The organism is Janthinobacterium sp. HH106, assembly GCF_001758725.1.
GTDB lineage: Bacteria > Pseudomonadota > Gammaproteobacteria > Burkholderiales > Burkholderiaceae_D > Janthinobacterium.
Genome location: NZ_LRIC01000002.1, coordinates 345,093 through 362,304, shown reverse-complemented (window position 1 = coordinate 362,304; position 17,212 = coordinate 345,093). Strand labels below are relative to the sequence as shown.

15 protein-coding genes are annotated in these 17,212 nt (G+C 63.1%); 8 read left to right on the top strand and 7 right to left on the bottom strand.

Annotation, left to right across the window (positions count from 1 at the left end; translation table 11 throughout):
- Positions 1-114: 114 nt before the first annotated feature.
- Together JAB8_RS02170 and JAB8_RS02165 are read right to left on the bottom strand one after the other, a co-directional pair.
- A complete protein-coding gene (locus JAB8_RS02170; protein WP_070288228.1) occupies positions 115-3,225 on the bottom strand; it encodes an efflux RND transporter permease subunit in 3,111 nt (1,036 codons plus the stop codon).
- A complete protein-coding gene (locus JAB8_RS02165) occupies positions 3,222-4,385 on the bottom strand; it encodes an efflux RND transporter periplasmic adaptor subunit (RefSeq protein WP_083287531.1) in 1,164 nt (387 codons plus the stop codon). The genes JAB8_RS02170 and JAB8_RS02165 overlap by 4 nt, the downstream gene beginning before the upstream one ends.
- A gap of 291 nt (positions 4,386-4,676) precedes the next feature.
- On the opposite strand from JAB8_RS02165, the gene hpnC reads away from it, so the two are divergent.
- The 6 genes from hpnC (at position 4,677) to JAB8_RS02135 (ending at position 9,733) form a co-directional block, all read left to right on the top strand.
- A complete protein-coding gene (gene hpnC / locus JAB8_RS02160; RefSeq protein WP_070218668.1) occupies positions 4,677-5,558 on the top strand; it encodes a squalene synthase HpnC in 882 nt (293 codons plus the stop codon).
- Between the two features lie 46 nt (positions 5,559-5,604).
- On the top strand, positions 5,605-6,438 hold the full coding sequence (gene hpnD, locus JAB8_RS02155) for a presqualene diphosphate synthase HpnD (RefSeq protein ID WP_070288226.1): 834 nt from the start codon (positions 5,605-5,607) through the stop codon (positions 6,436-6,438).
- Positions 6,439-6,445: 7 nt separating this feature from the next.
- Positions 6,446-7,816, top strand: coding sequence for a hydroxysqualene dehydroxylase HpnE (gene hpnE, locus JAB8_RS02150; protein WP_343216095.1), 1,371 nt, complete (start codon positions 6,446-6,448; stop codon positions 7,814-7,816).
- A gap of 124 nt (positions 7,817-7,940) precedes the next feature.
- On the top strand, positions 7,941-8,096 hold the full coding sequence (locus tag JAB8_RS29370) for a hypothetical protein (RefSeq protein ID WP_175445145.1): 156 nt from the start codon (positions 7,941-7,943) through the stop codon (positions 8,094-8,096).
- 28 nt (positions 8,097-8,124) lie between these two features.
- Positions 8,125-8,916: a DUF1700 domain-containing protein gene (locus JAB8_RS02140; protein WP_240453620.1), complete on the top strand. Its 792-nt coding sequence runs from the start codon at positions 8,125-8,127 to the stop codon at positions 8,914-8,916.
- Between the two features lie 10 nt (positions 8,917-8,926).
- Positions 8,927-9,733 carry a head GIN domain-containing protein gene (locus JAB8_RS02135; RefSeq protein ID WP_070288222.1) on the top strand — a complete coding sequence of 269 codons (807 nt, stop codon included), beginning with the start codon at positions 8,927-8,929 and terminating at the stop codon, positions 9,731-9,733.
- 169 nt (positions 9,734-9,902) lie between these two features.
- On the opposite strand, the gene JAB8_RS02130 is transcribed toward JAB8_RS02135, so the two are convergent.
- A complete protein-coding gene (locus tag JAB8_RS02130; protein ID WP_070288221.1) occupies positions 9,903-11,144 on the bottom strand; it encodes a TIGR03862 family flavoprotein in 1,242 nt (413 codons plus the stop codon).
- A 154-nt stretch (positions 11,145-11,298) separates the two neighbouring features.
- On the opposite strand from JAB8_RS02130, the gene JAB8_RS02125 reads away from it, so the two are divergent.
- On the top strand, positions 11,299-11,532 hold the full coding sequence (locus JAB8_RS02125; protein WP_070218662.1) for a hypothetical protein: 234 nt from the start codon (positions 11,299-11,301) through the stop codon (positions 11,530-11,532).
- A gap of 47 nt (positions 11,533-11,579) precedes the next feature.
- Here JAB8_RS02125 and JAB8_RS02120 read toward each other — a convergent pair whose 3' ends face one another.
- From JAB8_RS02120 to thrC, 3 genes are read right to left on the bottom strand one after another with little or no spacing between them, the layout of a single operon-like run.
- Positions 11,580-11,834, bottom strand: coding sequence for a MoaD/ThiS family protein (locus JAB8_RS02120; RefSeq protein WP_070288220.1), 255 nt, complete (start codon positions 11,832-11,834; stop codon positions 11,580-11,582).
- Positions 11,835-11,844: 10 nt separating this feature from the next.
- Positions 11,845-13,071, bottom strand: coding sequence for a gephyrin-like molybdotransferase Glp (gene glp, locus JAB8_RS02115; protein ID WP_070288219.1), 1,227 nt, complete (start codon positions 13,069-13,071; stop codon positions 11,845-11,847).
- Complete coding sequence (thrC, locus tag JAB8_RS02110) at positions 13,071-14,552, bottom strand: threonine synthase (RefSeq protein ID WP_070288218.1); 1,482 nt, start codon at positions 14,550-14,552, stop codon at positions 13,071-13,073. The genes glp and thrC overlap by 1 nt, the downstream gene beginning before the upstream one ends.
- A 269-nt stretch (positions 14,553-14,821) precedes the next feature.
- Here thrC and JAB8_RS02105 point away from each other — a divergent pair, with 269 nt between their 5' ends.
- Complete coding sequence (locus JAB8_RS02105) at positions 14,822-15,562, top strand: AAA family ATPase (RefSeq protein ID WP_070288217.1); 741 nt, start codon at positions 14,822-14,824, stop codon at positions 15,560-15,562.
- Between the two features lie 231 nt (positions 15,563-15,793).
- Here the strand turns inward: JAB8_RS02105 and JAB8_RS02100 are convergent, their stop codons facing one another.
- Positions 15,794-17,194 (bottom strand): L-serine ammonia-lyase, encoded by a 1,401-nt coding sequence (locus JAB8_RS02100; protein ID WP_070288216.1) that lies wholly within the window; start codon positions 17,192-17,194, stop codon positions 15,794-15,796.
- Positions 17,195-17,212: the final 18 nt, after the last annotated feature.

Below are 17,212 nucleotides of genomic sequence, written 5' to 3'. Positions count from 1 at the left end.
TGGCGGCATTTTTACCCCAAAGCAAGCACTGGGGTCGCACCCTCAGGGTACGACCCCGGCATTTTCGCCGTCCGGGTCAATGGCGTATGCAGCATGCGGCCACCCGTCAGAGCACTACACAGCCGACGTACCCGCTTCCCTTGCCGCAGGGTCCGGCTTCTTGACCCGGAACCAGGCCGCATACAGGGCCGGCAGGAACAGCAAGGTCAAGGCCGTTGCCAGGATTAATCCCCCCATGATGGCGACCGCCATCGGCCCCCAGAAGACCGAACGCGACAGCGGGATCATGGCCAGCGCCGCGGCGGCGGCCGTCAGCACGATGGGACGGCAGCGGCGCACAGCCGAGTCGATGATGGCGTCCCATGGCGTCGAACCGTCATTGATGTCTTGCTCGATCTGGTCGACAAGGATCACCGAGTTGCGGATGATCATGCCAAACAGCGCGATGATGCCCAGGTTGGCCACGAAACCAAGTGGCCGGCCCAGCGCCAGCAAGGCAAACGCGGCACCCGCCACGCCCAGCGGCCCCGTCAGGAAGACCAGCAAGGAACGCGAGAAACTGTGCAGCTGCAGCATCAGCAAGGTGAAGATGATGAAAATGGCCAGCGGCAAGTTCGCCGAGATCGACGCTTCCGCCTCGCCGCTGTCGGCCGCCACGCCTTTCACGATGATGCGGTAACCGGCCGGCATTTTGGCGCGCAAGGCATCGAGCTGCGGCGCCAGCTGCGTCGACACGGTGGCGCCCTGGATGCCGTCGATCACGTCCGACTGCACGGTAATGGCCCATTCGCGCTTGTCGCGCCAGACGACACCCGGCTCCCACACGAAATGCGCGCGGGCCAGCTGCGAGATGGGCACTGACTTGCCCGTTGCCGTCGGGATATTCGTGTCATTCAGCACGGAAATCGTCGCCCGCTCGGCCAAAGGCTGGCGCACCTGGATATCGATCAGCTTGTTGTCTTCGCGGAACTGGCCGATGACCGTGCCCGACAGAATCGTATTGGCCGCCTGCATCACCGTTTTCGAGGTAACGCCCAGCGCACGCATCTTGTCCTGGTCCAGGTCCAGGCGCAGCACTTTCACCGATTCGTTCCAGTTATCGTTCACGCCCAGGGTGTTCGGATTGGCGCGCATGATGTCCTTGACCTGGTCGGCAATGGCCCGCACACCGGCCACCTCCGGCCCCATGACGCGAAATTGCACGGGATACGGCACCGGCGGTCCGTTCGGCAACAGTTTCACCCTGCCCCGCACTTCCGGGAAATCTTTCTTGAAGACGTCGACGATTTGCTGGCGCAAGCGTTCGCGGTCGGCCAGGCTCTTCGGCAAGACCACCACTTGCGACACGTTGGTCTGCGGGAAGATCTGATCGAGCGGCAAGTAGAAACGAGGACTACCGGTTCCCACGTAGCTGGTGACGCTTTCCACGCCGTCGAGCTTGCCAACAAAAGCCTCGAACTTCTTCACCTGTTTCTCGTTAGCAGCAAACGTCGTGCCTTCGGGCGACCACAGTTCCACCATCAGTTCCGGACGGCTGGAATCGGGAAAGAATTGCTTTTCGATAAAGTTAAAGCCGTAAATACCCAGTGCAAAGATGGCCAGGGTGGCGACAATCGTCGTCTTGCGCCATTCCACGCACCAGGTGACGGCGCGGCGGAAGCGGCGGAAGTTCGGCGTATCGAACAATTCATGGTCGTTATGCGCGTGCGGCTTGACCTTGAGCAAGACGTAGCCGATGTAGGGCGTGAAGACGACGGCCACCACCCAGGAAATGATCAGGGCCAGCGCATTGACGGAGAACAAAGAGAACGTGTATTCGCCGGCGGCCGACTTGGCCAGGCCGATGGGCAAGAAGCCCGCCACCGTGATCAGGGTGCCCGTCAGCATGGGCATGGCCGTGGACGTATAGGCGAACGTGGCCGCATCGAAGCGGGACATGCCCTCTTCCATCTTGCGCACCATCATCTCGACGGCGATGATGGCGTCATCGACCAGCAAACCCAGCGCGATGATCAGCGCGCCCAGCGAGATCTTGTGCAAGTCGATGTCGAGCAGGCGCATGAACAGGAAGGTGACGGCCAGCACCAGCGGAATGGTCAGCGCCACCACCAGGCCCGGGCGCACGTCGATGCGCAGCGGCTTCGTGTGCAAGCCCAGCGCGACAAAGCTGACGGCCAGCACGATCAGAATGGCTTCGATCAGGGTATGCACGAATTCGCCCACGGAAGCGGACACGGCTTCCGGCTGGTTCGACACGCGCTGCAATTCTATGCCAACCGGCAACTCGCTCTTCATGCGCGTCACCGTTGCCTGCAAGGCCTTGCCCATGTCGATGATATTGCCGCCCTTTTCCATCGATACGCCCAGGCCGATCACTTCCTTGCCATTGAAACGCATCTTATCCTTGGGCGGATCGACGAATTCGCGCTTCACCGTGGCAAAGTCACCGAGGCGGAAGGTCGTGCCGTTGGCACGCAATTCCAGGTTTTCCAGGTCCTTGACGGTCAGCATGGCGCCCGTCACGCGCACTTGCAGGTTATCCGTCGGCGTCACCAGCACGCCCGTGGCGTTGATGCTGTTTTGCTCGGACAATTGCTGCACGATGGCATCGAAAGGAATGCCCAACTGGGCAAATTTCTTGTGCGAGAAGATGATATTGATCTTTTCATCCTGCACGCCGAACAGTTCCACTTTCGACACCTGCCCCACGGCCAGCAGTTCCTGGCGCACCTTGTCCGCGTAATCCTTCATTTCGGCATAGGTAAAACCGTCGCCGGACAGGGCGAAGATGGAGCCGTAGGTGTCGCCGAACTCGTCATTGAAGAACGGGCCCACGACGCCGGCCGGCAAGGTGCCCTTGATGTCGCCGATCTTTTTGCGCACCTGGTACCAGGCGGCCGCCGTTTCCTTGGGCGGCGCCGATTCGCGCAGCTCCAGCAGAATCAGGGTTTCGCCCGGCTTCGAATAGCTGGTGATCTCGTCGATGTATGGCGTTTCCTGCAGTTTCTTTTCCAGCTTGTCCGTCACCTGCTCGGCCATCTGCAGCGCCGTGGCGCCGGGCCAGTACGCTTGCAGGACCATGGCGCGGAAGGTGAACGGCGGATCCTCATCCTGACCCAGGTTGGCGTAGCTGAGCATGCCGCCGATCAGCAGCACGGCCATCAGGTAGCGCGTCAGCGGGATGTGTTCGAGGGCCCAGCGCGACAGATTGAAGCCGCCCTTCATTTGGCCGCACCCACGCTGACGGCGGCAGCGGCGACATCCGGCTTGCTGGCCAGTTCGGCGCCGAGGATGGTCACTTTCTGGCCAGGCTTGAGCAGGTTGACGCCGGCCGTGACCACCGTCTGCCCCGCTTTCACGCCCGAGGCCAGCAGCAACTCATTGCCCGCCACGCCGCCCACCGTCACCGGCACGAGCTTCACGGCGCCGTTTTCCACCACCCAGACGGAGCTTTGCGACTTTTCATTGAACAGGGCCGTCAGCGGCACCTTGATCTGCGGCGTGGCCGTCTGCGAAGCGAACTGCACCACGGCCGTCATGCCCAGGCGCACTTGCGGCGCGTCAGGGATGCTGACCTTGGCAGTATAGGTGCGCGTGGCCGCATCGGCCACGGGCGACACTTCGCGGATCTTGCCCGGCAGCGCCTGCTTCGGGTCGGCCCACAGACGCACGACCACATCCTTGACACTGCGCAAGGTTTCTACCTTGTCTTCAGGAATGCCGATCACCACTTCCTTCTCGCCGCTCTTGGCCACCACCACGACGGGCGCACCGGGCGCCACCACCTGCCCTACTTCCGCATCGATGCGCGTGACGACGCCGTCCGCATCGGCCAGCAGGCTGGCATAGCCGGACTGGTTCGCCTGGCCCCGGTACAGGGCTTGCGCCGCTTCCACGTTTGCCTGCGCCGCCTTGTAGGTGGCGTCCTTGCCATCGAGCACAGCCTGACTGACGAAGTTTTTCTCGCGCAAGTCCTGGTAGCGCTTCAATTCCGCGCGCGCCAGGTCGCGGTTCGTTTCCGCGCTCACCAGCGAGGCCTTCGCCTGCGCCTGCGACAGCTGCAAGTCGACAGGATCGAGTTGCATCAGCACTTGCCCCTTCTTGACGCTGGCGCCCACGTCGACCTTGCGCGCGACGATCTTGCCGCCCACGCGGAAACCCAGCTGCGATACGACGCGGGGCACGACTTCGCCCGACAGCTCGGCACTCACGTCAACATTACTACTAGACAACACGATGGCACGGACGGGACGCACGTCTTCCACTTTGACGGCAGGCTTGGAACAGGCCGCCAGGGTAGTCGCAAGGGCCGCGGCGGCAATCAGCCGCAAGGCAGGAAGTGCGGATGCGCCGGTCTCGCGGCGCAGGGTTTTCAGGGCAAACAAGGTATTTTCCTTTACTATGCGGGCTGCAATATTTTTATGCGGAGAAACTTTTTGCCTGTCCTTTGGGCCAAGCCAAACTTTTTCGCACGCGATATCCTTAAATTTGTGACAATATCAGTTTGGTCGTAGCGGAGGACGATTTTCCGCTAATGACTTTCTGGTTATTAATTATAATCGTGCGTAAAAGTTTTTAGTGACTTTTGCGTCATTAATCTTGAGACGTACAACGTCCGACCACATTCCAGCGTTTGCGGGAGTGCCGGACAAACGCAAGACTAGAGAAGTGTGTTCATGCCTGTAGACCATTACGAAAATTTTCCTGTTGCATCATTTTTACTGCCGCGCCGCCTGGTGCCCGCCGTCGAAGCCATCTATGCCTTCGCCCGCAGCGCCGACGACCTGGCCGACGAAGGCGACGCCACACCGGCCGAACGCCTGGCCTTTCTACACGCCTACGAAGAGGCGCTGGGCCGCATCGCCCGCCAGGAAGGCCATGCCGGCGAGAACGCCGCCATGTTCGAACGTCTGGCCGCCGTCATCGCCAAGTTCCAGCTGCCGCTCAAGCCGTTCCACGATTTATTGTCCGCCTTCAAGCAGGATGTGGAAACGACGCGCTACGCCAGCTACGATGACGTGCTCGATTACTGCGCCCGCTCCGCCAACCCCGTGGGGCTGCTGATGCTGCATCTGTACGGTGCGGCCGATGAACAGAATGTACGCGATTCCGATGCCATATGTTCAGCTTTGCAACTAATTAATTTCTTGCAAGACGTCGCCATCGACCAGCAAAAAGAGCGCATCTACCTGCCGATGGAAGACTTGAGCCGCTTTGCCGTCTCCGCCGCCGCCTTCGAGCGGCCCGAGGCGCACGGCAAGTGGAGTGCCCTGATGCGCTTCGAAGTGGCCCGCGCGCGCGCGCTGATGCTGTCCGGCGCGCCGCTGGCCCTGCGCTTGCGCGGACGCATCGGCTGGGAACTGCGCCTGGTGGTGCAAGGGGGCTTGCGCATTCTCGAATGCATCGAAGCCGTCAATTACGACGTGTTCCGACGCCGTCCCAAGCTGGAGAAACGCGACTGGCTGATCATTTTCTGGCGCGCCCTGCGCATGTCGCGCAAAAGCCTGCATCAAGAGACACAAGTAAAAACGGCTTTTCCCCCGTCGCCCACTCTGTAAGACGATAGAATAGCGGCTTCGATCTGCAACCCTTGCTCTTTTGACTATGTCTCCCGACGAATACTGCCAACAAAAGGCCGCCCAGAGCGGCTCCAGCTTCTACTACAGCTTCCTGTTCCTGCCGGCCGAGCGCCGCAAGGCCATCACGGCCCTGTACGCCTTCTGCCGCGAAGTCGACGATACGGTCGATGAATGCACGGACGAAGCCGTGGCACGCACCAAGCTGGTGTGGTGGCGCAAGGAAGTCAAGGCCATGTACGAGGGCAACCCCACACATCCCGTGATGCGCGCGCTGCAGCCGCACCTGGCCGTGTATAAGCTGGAAGAAAAGCATTTGCAGGCCATCATCGACGGCATGGAAATGGACTTGAACCAGACCCGCTACCTCGATTACCAGGCCATGAGCCGCTATTGCTGGCACGTGGCCAGCGTGGTCGGTATCTTGTCGGCAAGCATCTTCGGCGCGACGCGCCCGGAAACCCTGCTGTACGCGGAAAAGCTGGGCCATGCCTTCCAGCTGACCAACATCATCCGTGACGTGGGCGAAGATGCGCGCAAGGGTCGCATCTACCTGCCGATCAGCGAATTGCAGCAATTCAATGTAACGGCGGCCGATTTGCTGAACGCGCGCCACAGCGAAAACTTTGAAAACCTCATGCGCTTCCAGGTGGCGCGCGCGCAAAAAGCCTACGACGAAGCGTTCGCCCTGCTGCCGGCGGAGGACCGCCGCGCCCAGCGCCCGGGCCTGATCATGGCCGCCATCTACCGCACCCTGCTCAACGAAGTCGAGCGCGACGGCTATCACGTGCTGAACCAGCGCATCTCGCTCACGCCGATCCGCAAACTGTGGCTGGCCTGGAAGACCTGGGTTCGTGGCTGACAGTAGCGTGAAGCAACGCTACGCCGTCATCGGCGCCGGCTGGGCCGGCTGCGCGGCAGCCATGGAACTGGCGCGCGCCGGCCATGCCGTGACCGTCTACGAGGCGGCGCGCACCTTGGGCGGGCGTGCGCGCCGGGTCGAACGGGATAAGACGGTGCTCGACAACGGCCAGCACATCCTGCTGGGCGCGTACACGGAAACCTTGCGCCTGATCAAGCTCGCAGGGCAAGACCCTGCCGAGCTGATCCTCACCCTGCCCCTGCAGATGCGCTATCCACCCGGCACCAAAGGCATGGATTTTCTCGCGCCGCGCCTGCCTGCGCCGCTGCACCTGGCATGGGCCTTGCTGCGCGCCAAGGGGCTGCAGCGCGCCGACAAGCTGTCCCTAATGCGTTTTTCCACGGCCATGCGGTGGATGGGCTGGCAGTTGTACAACGATTGCACGGTAACCGAATTGCTGCAGCGCTTCGACCAGACGGACACCTTGAACCGCCTGATGTGGCATCCGCTGTGCCTGGCGGCCTTGAATACGCCGCCCGAGCGCGCGTCGGCCCGCGTCTTCATCAACGTGCTGCGCGACAGCCTGGGCGCATCGCGCCGCCGCGCCTCCGACATGCTGATCCCGAAGGCGGACCTCTCCGCCCTGCTGCCCGACGCGGCCGCCCGCTATCTGGAACAACATGGCGGCGCAGTGCGCACGGGCGCCAAGGTGGCAGCCTTGCACGCCTTGCCCGATGGCCGCTGGCGACTCGATGATGGCGTCGATGATGGCGAACACTATGACGGCGTCATCGTCGCCACCTCATCCGTGCAAGCGGCCGGCCTGCTGCAAGGCGTGCACGACCCGCGCCTCAATGACGTTATTACCAAAATGCAGGCCTTCACGCCGGAAGCCATCAGCACCTGCTACCTGCAATACGATCCGTCGGTGCGCCTGGACTTGCCGTTTTACGCGCTTGTCGATGCGCCAGAGCAACAGCACTGGGGGCAGTTCGTCTTCGACCGGGGCCAGCTCGACGCGAATCAGGCCGGCTTGCTGGCCGTCGTCATCAGCGCGTCCGGCCCTGCCGCCGAGCAAGGCCATGGCCCGCTGGCGCAGGCGATCGCTGCGCAGCTGGCGCAACTGCTGCAGCGCCCGGAACTGGCGCAACCGGCCTGGGCCCAGCTGATCACGGAAAAGCGCGCCACCTTTGCCTGCACGCCGGACCTGGCGCGCCCCGGCAATGCCAGCGGCATGCCGGGCCTGCTGCTGGCCGGCGACTACACGGCCAATGACGACCGGACGCAAGACTATCCGGCCACCATCGAAGCGGCCGTGCGCAGCGGCGTGGCGGCGGCCAGGATGGCGAACACGGGCAAGGCGGCAAAACAGACTTGACGGTGCATCCCGCCCTGGCGTCGCTCGCCCCCGCGAAATTGCATTCTGTCGCACCGTGCTGGTGCGCTCGCGTGCGCTTGGGTACAGTCTGATCATCGACAACGGCCATGCCACGGAAAATACCATGCACCCCACCTTGCACTTGAAAAACAGCTTGAAAGCCATGGCGCTGCTCGCTTGTGTGCTGCTCGCCACCGTCATCGTCATTCACGGACAGCAAGTGCCACAAACGCCATTGCTGCTGAGCCAGGCAAGCATGCTGCTGCCGGCGGTGGGCTGAGGCGGCGAAGCGGAGTAACAGGAAGAATATGATGAACAAGCAAGACTATCTCGAGGCACTGCGGCGCGCGCTGGCAGGCTTGCCGCCAGACCTGGTGGCCAAGACCCTCGATTATTACGAACAGACCTTCATCGAAGGCGCTGCGGCCGGCCGCAGCGAGCACGAAATCGCCGACGACCTGGGCGACCCGAAAAAGATCGCCCTCACCTTGCGCAGCAGCACCCACCGCCAGGCGTTCGAGCAAAAGAAAACTCCCGTCAACCTGCTGCGCCTGCTCGTCTCGCTGGTGGGCCTGGCCATCTTCAACCTGTTCATGGTCGTGCCCGCCGCAGTCTACGCGGCGCTGCTGGCCGCCCTGTATGCGGTCGGCCTGAGCTTTTACCTGGCCGGCATCGCCATCACGGCCAGCGGCTTGTCCGGCGCCAACGAACTGGTGCTCGAGGGGCCGCTGCGCCACGTCTTCATTCATGACGACGAGGGCGGCGAAGGCGACGAACGGCGCGAAACGCGCATCACCATCGGCGACAAGGGCATCGAAATCGACCATGTGCCCGGCCCCTTGCAGCGTGAACCGGCTGAAGCCGAGGCACCCGGCGCTTCGTCGCGCATGATGGAGCGGGCCGAAGCGCTGGCCGGCGGCGGCATCCGCATCTCCACCGACATGGACCGCGATGCGCGCACCACACAAACCGTCTTCGGCGTGGGCATGCTGCTCGGCGGCATCGCCATATTCCTGCTCAGTCTGGTGGTCACGCGCTATACCTTGATCGGTATCAAGCGCTATATCGCCATGAATGTCTCCCTGCTCAAAGGTCACTAGAAAGGCTGCCATGAAACGCTTGCTCAAAGTCGGCCTGTCCATGCTCTTGCTGGCCATGGTCCTGATAGCCATGTCGTATGCGGCGCTGCGCGCCAAGGGGATCAGCAATCCCAGCAGCGCTGCCGGCCGCGCCGTGCGCAGCGACACGCGCCCGATTTCCGCCAATATCAACAGCATCGATCTGGCCGGTCCCATCGACCTGGTGCTGCGCCGCGGCGCCACGCCATCGCTGAAAGTGAGCGGCGAACAACGCCTGCTGTCGAACGTCGACACGACGGCCGACGGCACGACCCTGCATATCGGCCCGAAAGGCATGCTGTTCCACCATCGCCAGCCGCTGCAGGTGGAACTGGTGCTGCCAAGTCTCGTGCGACTGGAAGTGCACGGCAATGGCGACAGCAGGATCACGGGATTTTCCGGCGACAGTTTCATCCTGGAACTTATGGGTTCAGGCGACGTCAGCTTCACGGGCCGCTACAAGCAAGTGCAAGCGACCGTCAACGGCAGTGGCGATCTCGATATCAATGCCGGCAACAGCGACAGCGTCGTGCTGGAAATGGTCGGTTCCGGGCGCATCGCCGCCAGCGGCAACACGAAATTCCTGCGTGCCGACCTGAGCGGCTCAGGCGACATCGATGCCGAACACCTGGCCGCCGACAAGGCCAGCGTCAGCCTGCAAGGTTCGGGCCAGAGCACCGTCTTCGTGCGCGACGCCGCCAACCTGACCCTGCGCGGCAGCGGCGACATCCACGTGCACGGCAACCCGCGCCAGCGCGAGACCCAGAAAAGCGGGTCAGGCGACATCATCTGGCATTAATGATGACGCAGTTCACAATCTACTGCGCGGCGCGATTTGCGGCTGGCGATGCTCGCTGCCTCGGCGGCCCCGTACCAGAGTACAGCTGCGCTTCTCAGCCACAACTCGGGGCCGCTCGCTACGATTGTGAACAGCGTCGTGGCGCTAACGATCAAATGCTGTTGTAATTTCAAAAATTCCCTTCCAGCCAACTGACCGCCTGCTCGCCGGCCGCCTTGCCTTGCGCCAGGCAGGCCGTCAACAGGTAGCCGCCCGTCGGCGCTTCCCAGTCCAGCATTTCCCCCGCCACGAAGACGCCTGGCATGGCGCGCAGCATGCTGCCGTTAATGCCGTCGAAGTCCACGCCGCCGGCGCTGCTGATCGCTTCATCGATGGGGCGCGCACGCTTGAGCGTGACAGGCAGCAGCTTGATGGCGGCCGCCAGCCTGGCCTCGTCGGCAAAGTCGGCCGCGCTCAGGCATTCGCGCAGCAAGCCCGATTTCACGCCCTTGATGCCCAGCCGGCTATTCAGGTGGCTGGACATGGAACGGGCGCCGCGCGGGCGCGTCACTTCCTCGAACACGCGTTCATGCGTGTGGTCGGGCGCCAGGTCGAGCCAGATGGTGGCGTGGCCGTCGCGTGCGATCTGCTCGCGCAGCGCGGCCGACAGCGCATAAATCAGGCTGCCTTCGACGCCGCCCGCCGTGATGACGAACTGCCCCTGGCGCTTGATGATCAAGCCGTCGATGTCATGCGCCGTGATGGCCACGGTCACCAGCGGTTCGCCAGCATGGCGGCTGCTGAAATGTTCGCTCCAGTCCACGTCGAAGCCGCAATTGGCCGGCGCCAGCGCTTCCACGGCCACGCCCTGCCCTTGCAGCAGCGGCACCCAGGCGCCGTCCGAACCAAGCCGCGCCCAGCTGCCGCCGCCCAGCGCGAGGATCACGGCGTCGAAGGCGCACATGCGTTCGCCGTCCGGCGTGGCAAAGACCAGCTGGCCGTCGCGCCAGCCCGTCCAGCGGTGGCGCATGTGAAATTGCACGCCCGCTTCGCGCAGGCGGTGCAGCCAGGCTCGCAGCAGGGGCGCTGCCTTCATGTCCGTCGGGAAGACGCGGTTCGAGGAGCCGACAAAGGTGTCGACGCCCAGGCCGTGCACCCAGTCGCGCACCTTTTGCGGGCCGAACTGGTCCAGCGCCGGTTTCACGCGGTGCGCCTGCCGGGCGTAGCGCGAGACGAAGGCCTGGTAGCCTTCCGCGTGCGTGATGTTCATGCCGCCGCGCCCCGCCAGCAGGAATTTGCGGCCGACGGACGGCATGGCGTCGAACAACTCCACCCTGGCCCCCTGCTCGCTGGCCGCCTGGGCGGCCATCAGGCCGGCGGGGCCGCCGCCGATGACGGCGATGTGAAAGGGAGGAAGGCTGGAATCGGTCATGGCAGGCTGAAAGACGGTGAAAACCCCGGCATTTTAGTCGAGATAAGGCCCGGAGATGGCAAGAATGCCGAAAAATGATGCATACTGCGCGCAGAGGCCGCAGCGACCGGCGGCTTGACTTCACGCGACAACGCGACGACAAGAGGAGAAACACATGGGCGCAGGATTCTGGATTTCCCGTTATTTGCTGGCCAGCTCGATCTTATTCATCATCCTGACGGTGGTCGAGTACAGCAAGGGCACGACCAGCCAGACCGACATCCTCAGCGCGCTGGCCTGGTCGCTGGTGGCGTCGGCCATCTTCATCGGCTCGAAATACTGGCGCTACAGGAAGGCCGTCGCCTGCGCCACGTGCAGCGGGGACAAACCGAAAACCAGATCGTCATGAAAAAACGGCCACTTCGATGAAGTGGCCGTCTTGTTTGAGAAACGGAATCAGCCGCCCGTTACGGGCGGGAAGAACGCCACCTCGTCGCCTTCGCCGATCACGGTATCGGCATCGCACATCACCTGCTTGTGCGCCGTGCGCAGCGCGCGGCCCTGGGCCAGCGCGTACTCCCAGTTGCCGCCGCGGGCGATCAGCAGGTTTCTCACCTCGCCCACCGTCAGCGGCCCGGCCACTTCCAGCACTTCGTGGCCCGTGCCCACCAGTTCGCGCACGCTGGCAAAAAATCGCAGATTGATCTTCATCGATACTTCCTTAGTACAGCAATTCGTTAAACGGAATAAAACGCAGCATGTCGCCGCGCGCAATCGACAGCCCCGGCGGGCAATCGATCAAGCCGTCGCCCCACACGGTGGACGTCAGCACGCCCGAACTCTGGTTGGCGAACAATTCCAGCTCGCCCTCATCATTCACTTTGGCGCGCAGGAACTCGTTGCGCTTGTCCGCCTTCAGGCGCTCGAACGCGGCCGGCAGCTTGTAGCTGCGCGGCGCCAGGCTGCCCGCCACGCCCTGCAGGCGCAGGATGAACGGGCGCACGAACAGCAAAAACGTGACGAAACTGGAGACGGGATTGCCGGGCAAACCGACAAAGAACGCCTCCCGCACTTCGCCAAACGCCAGCGGCTTGCCCGGCTTGACGGCGATCTGCCACATGTTCAGCCGCCCTTCCGCTTCCACGGCCGGCTTGATATGGTCTTCCTCGCCCACGGACACGCCGCCCGAGGTGATGATCAAATCATTGCCCTGCGCCGCCTGGCGCAGCACGGCGCGCGTCGCTTCCAGGCTGTCGGGCACGATGCCCAGGTCCGTGATCTCGCAGCCCAGGTTTTCCAGCAGGCCGCGCAAGGTAAAACGGTTCGAGTTGTAGACGGCGCCCGGCACCAAAGGTTCGCCCGGCATGGCCAGTTCGTCGCCCGTGAAGAACACGGCCACGCGCAGCTTGCGCAGCACCGGCAACTGCGCCAGCCCCACGGAGGCGGCCAGGCCCATTTCCTGGCTGCGCAGGCGCCGGCCCGCGCCAAGGATGATGCCGCCGGCGCGGATATCCTCGCCCTGGCGGCGCACCCATTCCCCGGCTTTCGGCACGTGGTTGACCGTCACCATGCCGTCCGCCGCCGTGCACTGCTCCTGCATCACGACGCAGTCGGCGCCTTCGGGGATCAGGGCGCCCGTGAAGATGCGCGCCGCCGTCCCCGGCTGCAGGGGCTGGCCCACGTGACCGGCCGCGATGCGCTGCGACACGGGCAGGCTGGCCGCACCGCTGGCGCAATCGCTGGCGCGCACGGCATAGCCATCCATCTGCGTGTTGTCGCGCTCGGGCACGTTCAGGGTCGACGTTTGCGCCGTGGCCAGCACGCGGCCGTTGGCGCGCATGGTGTCGACCAGCTCCACCTCGGTCACCGGGCGCGCCGCGCCCAGCATGAAGGCTTGCGCTTCGGCCACCGACAGCATGGGTTTGCGTTGTGCAGTCGGATCGCTCATCACAAGCCCGTATTGGCGGCGATGTACGCCTTCATTTTTTCCACGTCCGTGCCCATCACAACGAACTTTTGCGGCAGATCTTCGATGTTTTCGAAGCCGGTCGGGCGTTCCGCGTCCACGCCCAGCGCTTCGAGGATGGTTTCGTTGAACTTGGCCGCCAGCGCCGTTTCCAGCACGATCATCGGCACGTTCGGCTCCAGGTGTTCGCGCGCCACCTTGATGCCGTCGGCCGTGTGCGTGTCGATGGTGATACCGTAGTCGTCGGCGACGTCGCGGATGGTGTCGAGGCGGTCCTGGTGCGTGGACTTGCCCGACTTGAAGCCGTATTTGGCCACCAGCTTGAATTCGTCGCCGTCGCTGCCAGGCTTGCCGGAGAGGTCAAAGCCGCCATGCGTTTCCACTTTCGTGAACAGGGCGCGCACGCGCTCGCTGTCGCGGCCCACGAGGTCGTAGACGAAGCGCTCGAAGTTCGACGCTTTCGAGATATCCATCGACGGGCTGCTCGTGTGGTACGTTTCGGCTGACTTGCGCACGCGGTAGACGCCCGTGCGGAAGAATTCGTCGAGCACGTCGTTTTCATTCGTCGCCGCTACCAGTTTCGAGATCGGCAAGCCCATCATGCGGGCGATATGGCCGGCGCAGATATTGCCGAAGTTGCCAGACGGCACCGTAAACGACACTTTTTGCTCGTTGCTGGTGGTGGCCGCCAGGTAGCCGCGGAAGTAATACACGACCTGCGCCACGACGCGCGCCCAATTGATGGAATTGACGGTGCCGATCTTCTGTTTCGCCTTGAACGGCAGGTCGTTCGACACGGCTTTCACCATATCCTGGCAGTCGTCAAACACGCCTTCGACGGCGATATTGTAGATGTTCGGGTCTTGCAGGCTGAACATCTGCGCCGTCTGGAAGGCGCTCATTTTCTTGTGCGGCGACAGCATGAAGACGCGGATGCCCTTCTTGCCGCGCATCGCGTATTCGGCCGCGCTGCCCGTGTCGCCGGACGTGGCGCCGAAGATATTGAGTTCGGCGTCGTGCTTGGCCAAGGTGTATTCGAACAGGTTGCCCAGCAGCTGCATGGCCATGTCCTTGAAGGCCAGGGTCGGGCCGTTCGACAGCGCCTGCAGCATCAGCGTGGTCGATCCGCCCTTGACGACGTTTTCTTCGAGCACGCGCAGCGGCGTGATGTCGGCCGCGTTTTCGCCGGCGCGGGCGTTCTTGTAGACTGCCTTGGTGTAGGTTTTCGCCGTCAGTGCCTTCAGGTCCGCGGCCGGGATATCGGTGGCGAACTTCTTCAGGATTTCGCAGGCCAGGTCGGCATACGACAATGTGCGCCAGGCATTGAGCTCGGCACCAGTGACTTGCGGGTAGTGTTCAGGGAGATACAGTCCGCCATCGGGGGCCAGGCCGCCCAGGAGGATGTCGGAGAATTGCTGCGGATTCGATGGCGCTTTGTCAGCGCGGGTAGACACGTAATGCATAGATTTGAAGAGTCCAGTTGAGCTGAGTGCGGTTGATCATGAATGGCAGCGGATATTATAGTGCCAGCGGCCGTCCAAGGCGAATCGCGTGGCGCCAGCCTGATCAAGATGTGACAATTGGAGAGCCTGCTTATTATCAAACAAGCCATAATTGTATGAGATCAAGCCAGGCGAACATGACCCGCGTATGCACTGGCGCGCGCCGACGATTTAGGCCACACTGAGCTTTCTGCCCTGCAAAATGCCAATAATGGAGTCGAAAACCGGCCATGTCGCTGAGTAAAAAACCATATCTGCAAAGCGCCGCGCTGCGCTCCGACGCTGTCGTCGACCTCGATCACTATCCGTTCACCATCCCCGCCATCCGCGACTTCGTGCACATGGATTTCCACCCCGACGTGACGTTTTTCGTGGGCGAGAACGGCAGCGGTAAGTCGACCATGCTCGAGGCGCTGGCCGTGGGGCTGGGCTTCGGCAAGGATGGCGGCACGCGCAACGTGCGCATCGCCCTGCCGTCGGACGAGGAATCGGGCTTGCATGCACACTTGCGCCTGAGCAAGAGCCATAAAAAACCCGAGGACAGCTATTTCCTGCGCGCCGAAAGCTTTTTCAACGTCGCCACCTACATGGACGCCATGCCGGAATACCTGGGCAGCTACGGCGGCAAGTCGCTGCACGCGCAATCGCACGGCGAAGCATTCATGGCGACCCTGATCAACAAGCTGCGCGGAAAAGGTCTGTATTTGCTGGACGAACCCGAGGCGGCCCTGTCGCCCAGCCGCCAGATGGCGGCTTTATCGGTGATCCATCAGCTGGTGCAGGACGACTCGCAGCTGATCATCGCCACCCACTCGCCGATACTGCTCGCCTACCCGAACGCGAAAATCCTGATGTTTACGGGCGGCGGCATCCATGAAGTGGCGTATGAAGACACGGAACACTATGCCGTGACGCGTGATTTTTTGAATAACTACCCGCGGAGGCTGGAGCAGTTGTTTGAGGATGAGTGAGGTGGTGGTTTGCTGCTTTGGTGATGTGGGCTTGCTGCATTGGTGATGTCGGCTTACTTATTTGGTGATGTCGGCTTGCTGCCGTGGTGATGTCGGCTTACGCCCTGCGGGCTAAGCCGACCTACGCCGACCTACGCCGACCGGAGCCAACCTGCACCAACCTGCGTTGCTTGCGTCATGGCGTAGGTCGGATTAGCGCTGCGCGCGTAATCCGACGCCACCACCAGCGCATCAGCAAGCGGCGTGGTTGACTGTAATCACGTGGATGGCCAGGCCGCCCAGGGACGTTTCCTTGTACTTGTCCTGCATGTCCGCGCCCGTCTGGCGCATGGTTTCGATGACTTCGTCGAGGCTGACGAAGTGCGTGCCGTCGCCCTTCAACGCCAGCGAGGCGGCCGTGATCGCTTTCACGGCGCCCATGCCATTGCGCTCGATACATGGGATCTGCACCAGGCCGCCGATGGGGTCGCACGTCATGCCCAGGTGGTGTTCGATGCCGATTTCGGCCGCGTTCTCGATCTGTTCATTCGTGCCGCCCAGGGCCGCCACCAGGCCGGCCGCCGCCATGGCGCAGGCCACGCCCACTTCGCCCTGGCAACCCACTTCGGCGCCCGAGATCGAGGCATTGCGTTTGCACAGCATGCCGATGGCCGCGGCCGTCAGCATGAAGCGGCGCACGCCGCCGACGGGATCGCTGGGGCGGCAATCCTGGGCGTAGTAGCGCAGCACAGCCGGGATGATGCCGGCGGCGCCATTGGTCGGCGCCGTGACCACACGGCCGCCGGCCGCGTTTTCCTCGTTGACAGCCATCGCGTACAGGCTGACCAGGTGCACGGCGTCGTGCGGCAAGTCGTTGGCGCGGTTGTCCGACGCCTTCGCTTCCTGCGCCAATCGCCACAGTTTGGCGGCGCGGCGCTTGACGTTCAAGCCGCCCGGCAGGTTGCCCGTCGTTTCCAGGCCGTGCGCGATACAGTCGCGCATGACGTGCCAGATGCGGTCCAGGCCCGCGTTCAATTCCTCGTCGCTGCGCTTGACGCACTCGTTCGCGCGCAGCATTTCCGGGATCGACAGGCCGCTTTCCACGCCATGCGCCAGCAATTGCTCCATGGTATCGAAGGGGAAGACGACGCGGGCAGCAGCGGCCGATTCCACGGCCGCTTCCGCCTGGGCTTCGCCAGCCTCGCGGATAAAGCCGCCGCCGATCGAGTAATACACCTTGTCGACCCGGCCGCCGTCAGCCAGCTTCAACGTAAAGCGCATGCCGTTCGGGTGCTCGGGCAAGGATTCGCTCTTGTGCCAGATCAAGCCCGTGGCCGCCGTAAACGGCACCACGTGCGTGCCCAGCAGCGCGATCTCGCCGGCCGCCTCGATGGCGGCCAGCTTGCTGTCGACTTCGTCGGGTGCCACGTCTTGCGGCGTTTCGCCCATCAGGCCAAGAATGACGGCCTTGTCCGTGGCATGGCCCACGCCCGTCAGCGCCAGCGAGCCATACAGTGCCGCCTCGACGCCCACCACCTGGTCCAGCGGACCGTATTCGACCAGAAAACGCCGCGCCGCCGCCATCGGCCCCACCGTGTGGGAACTCGACGGCCCGATGCCGATCTTGAACAGGTCAAATACGCTCATATCCATGTAGTGTCTCTTTATATT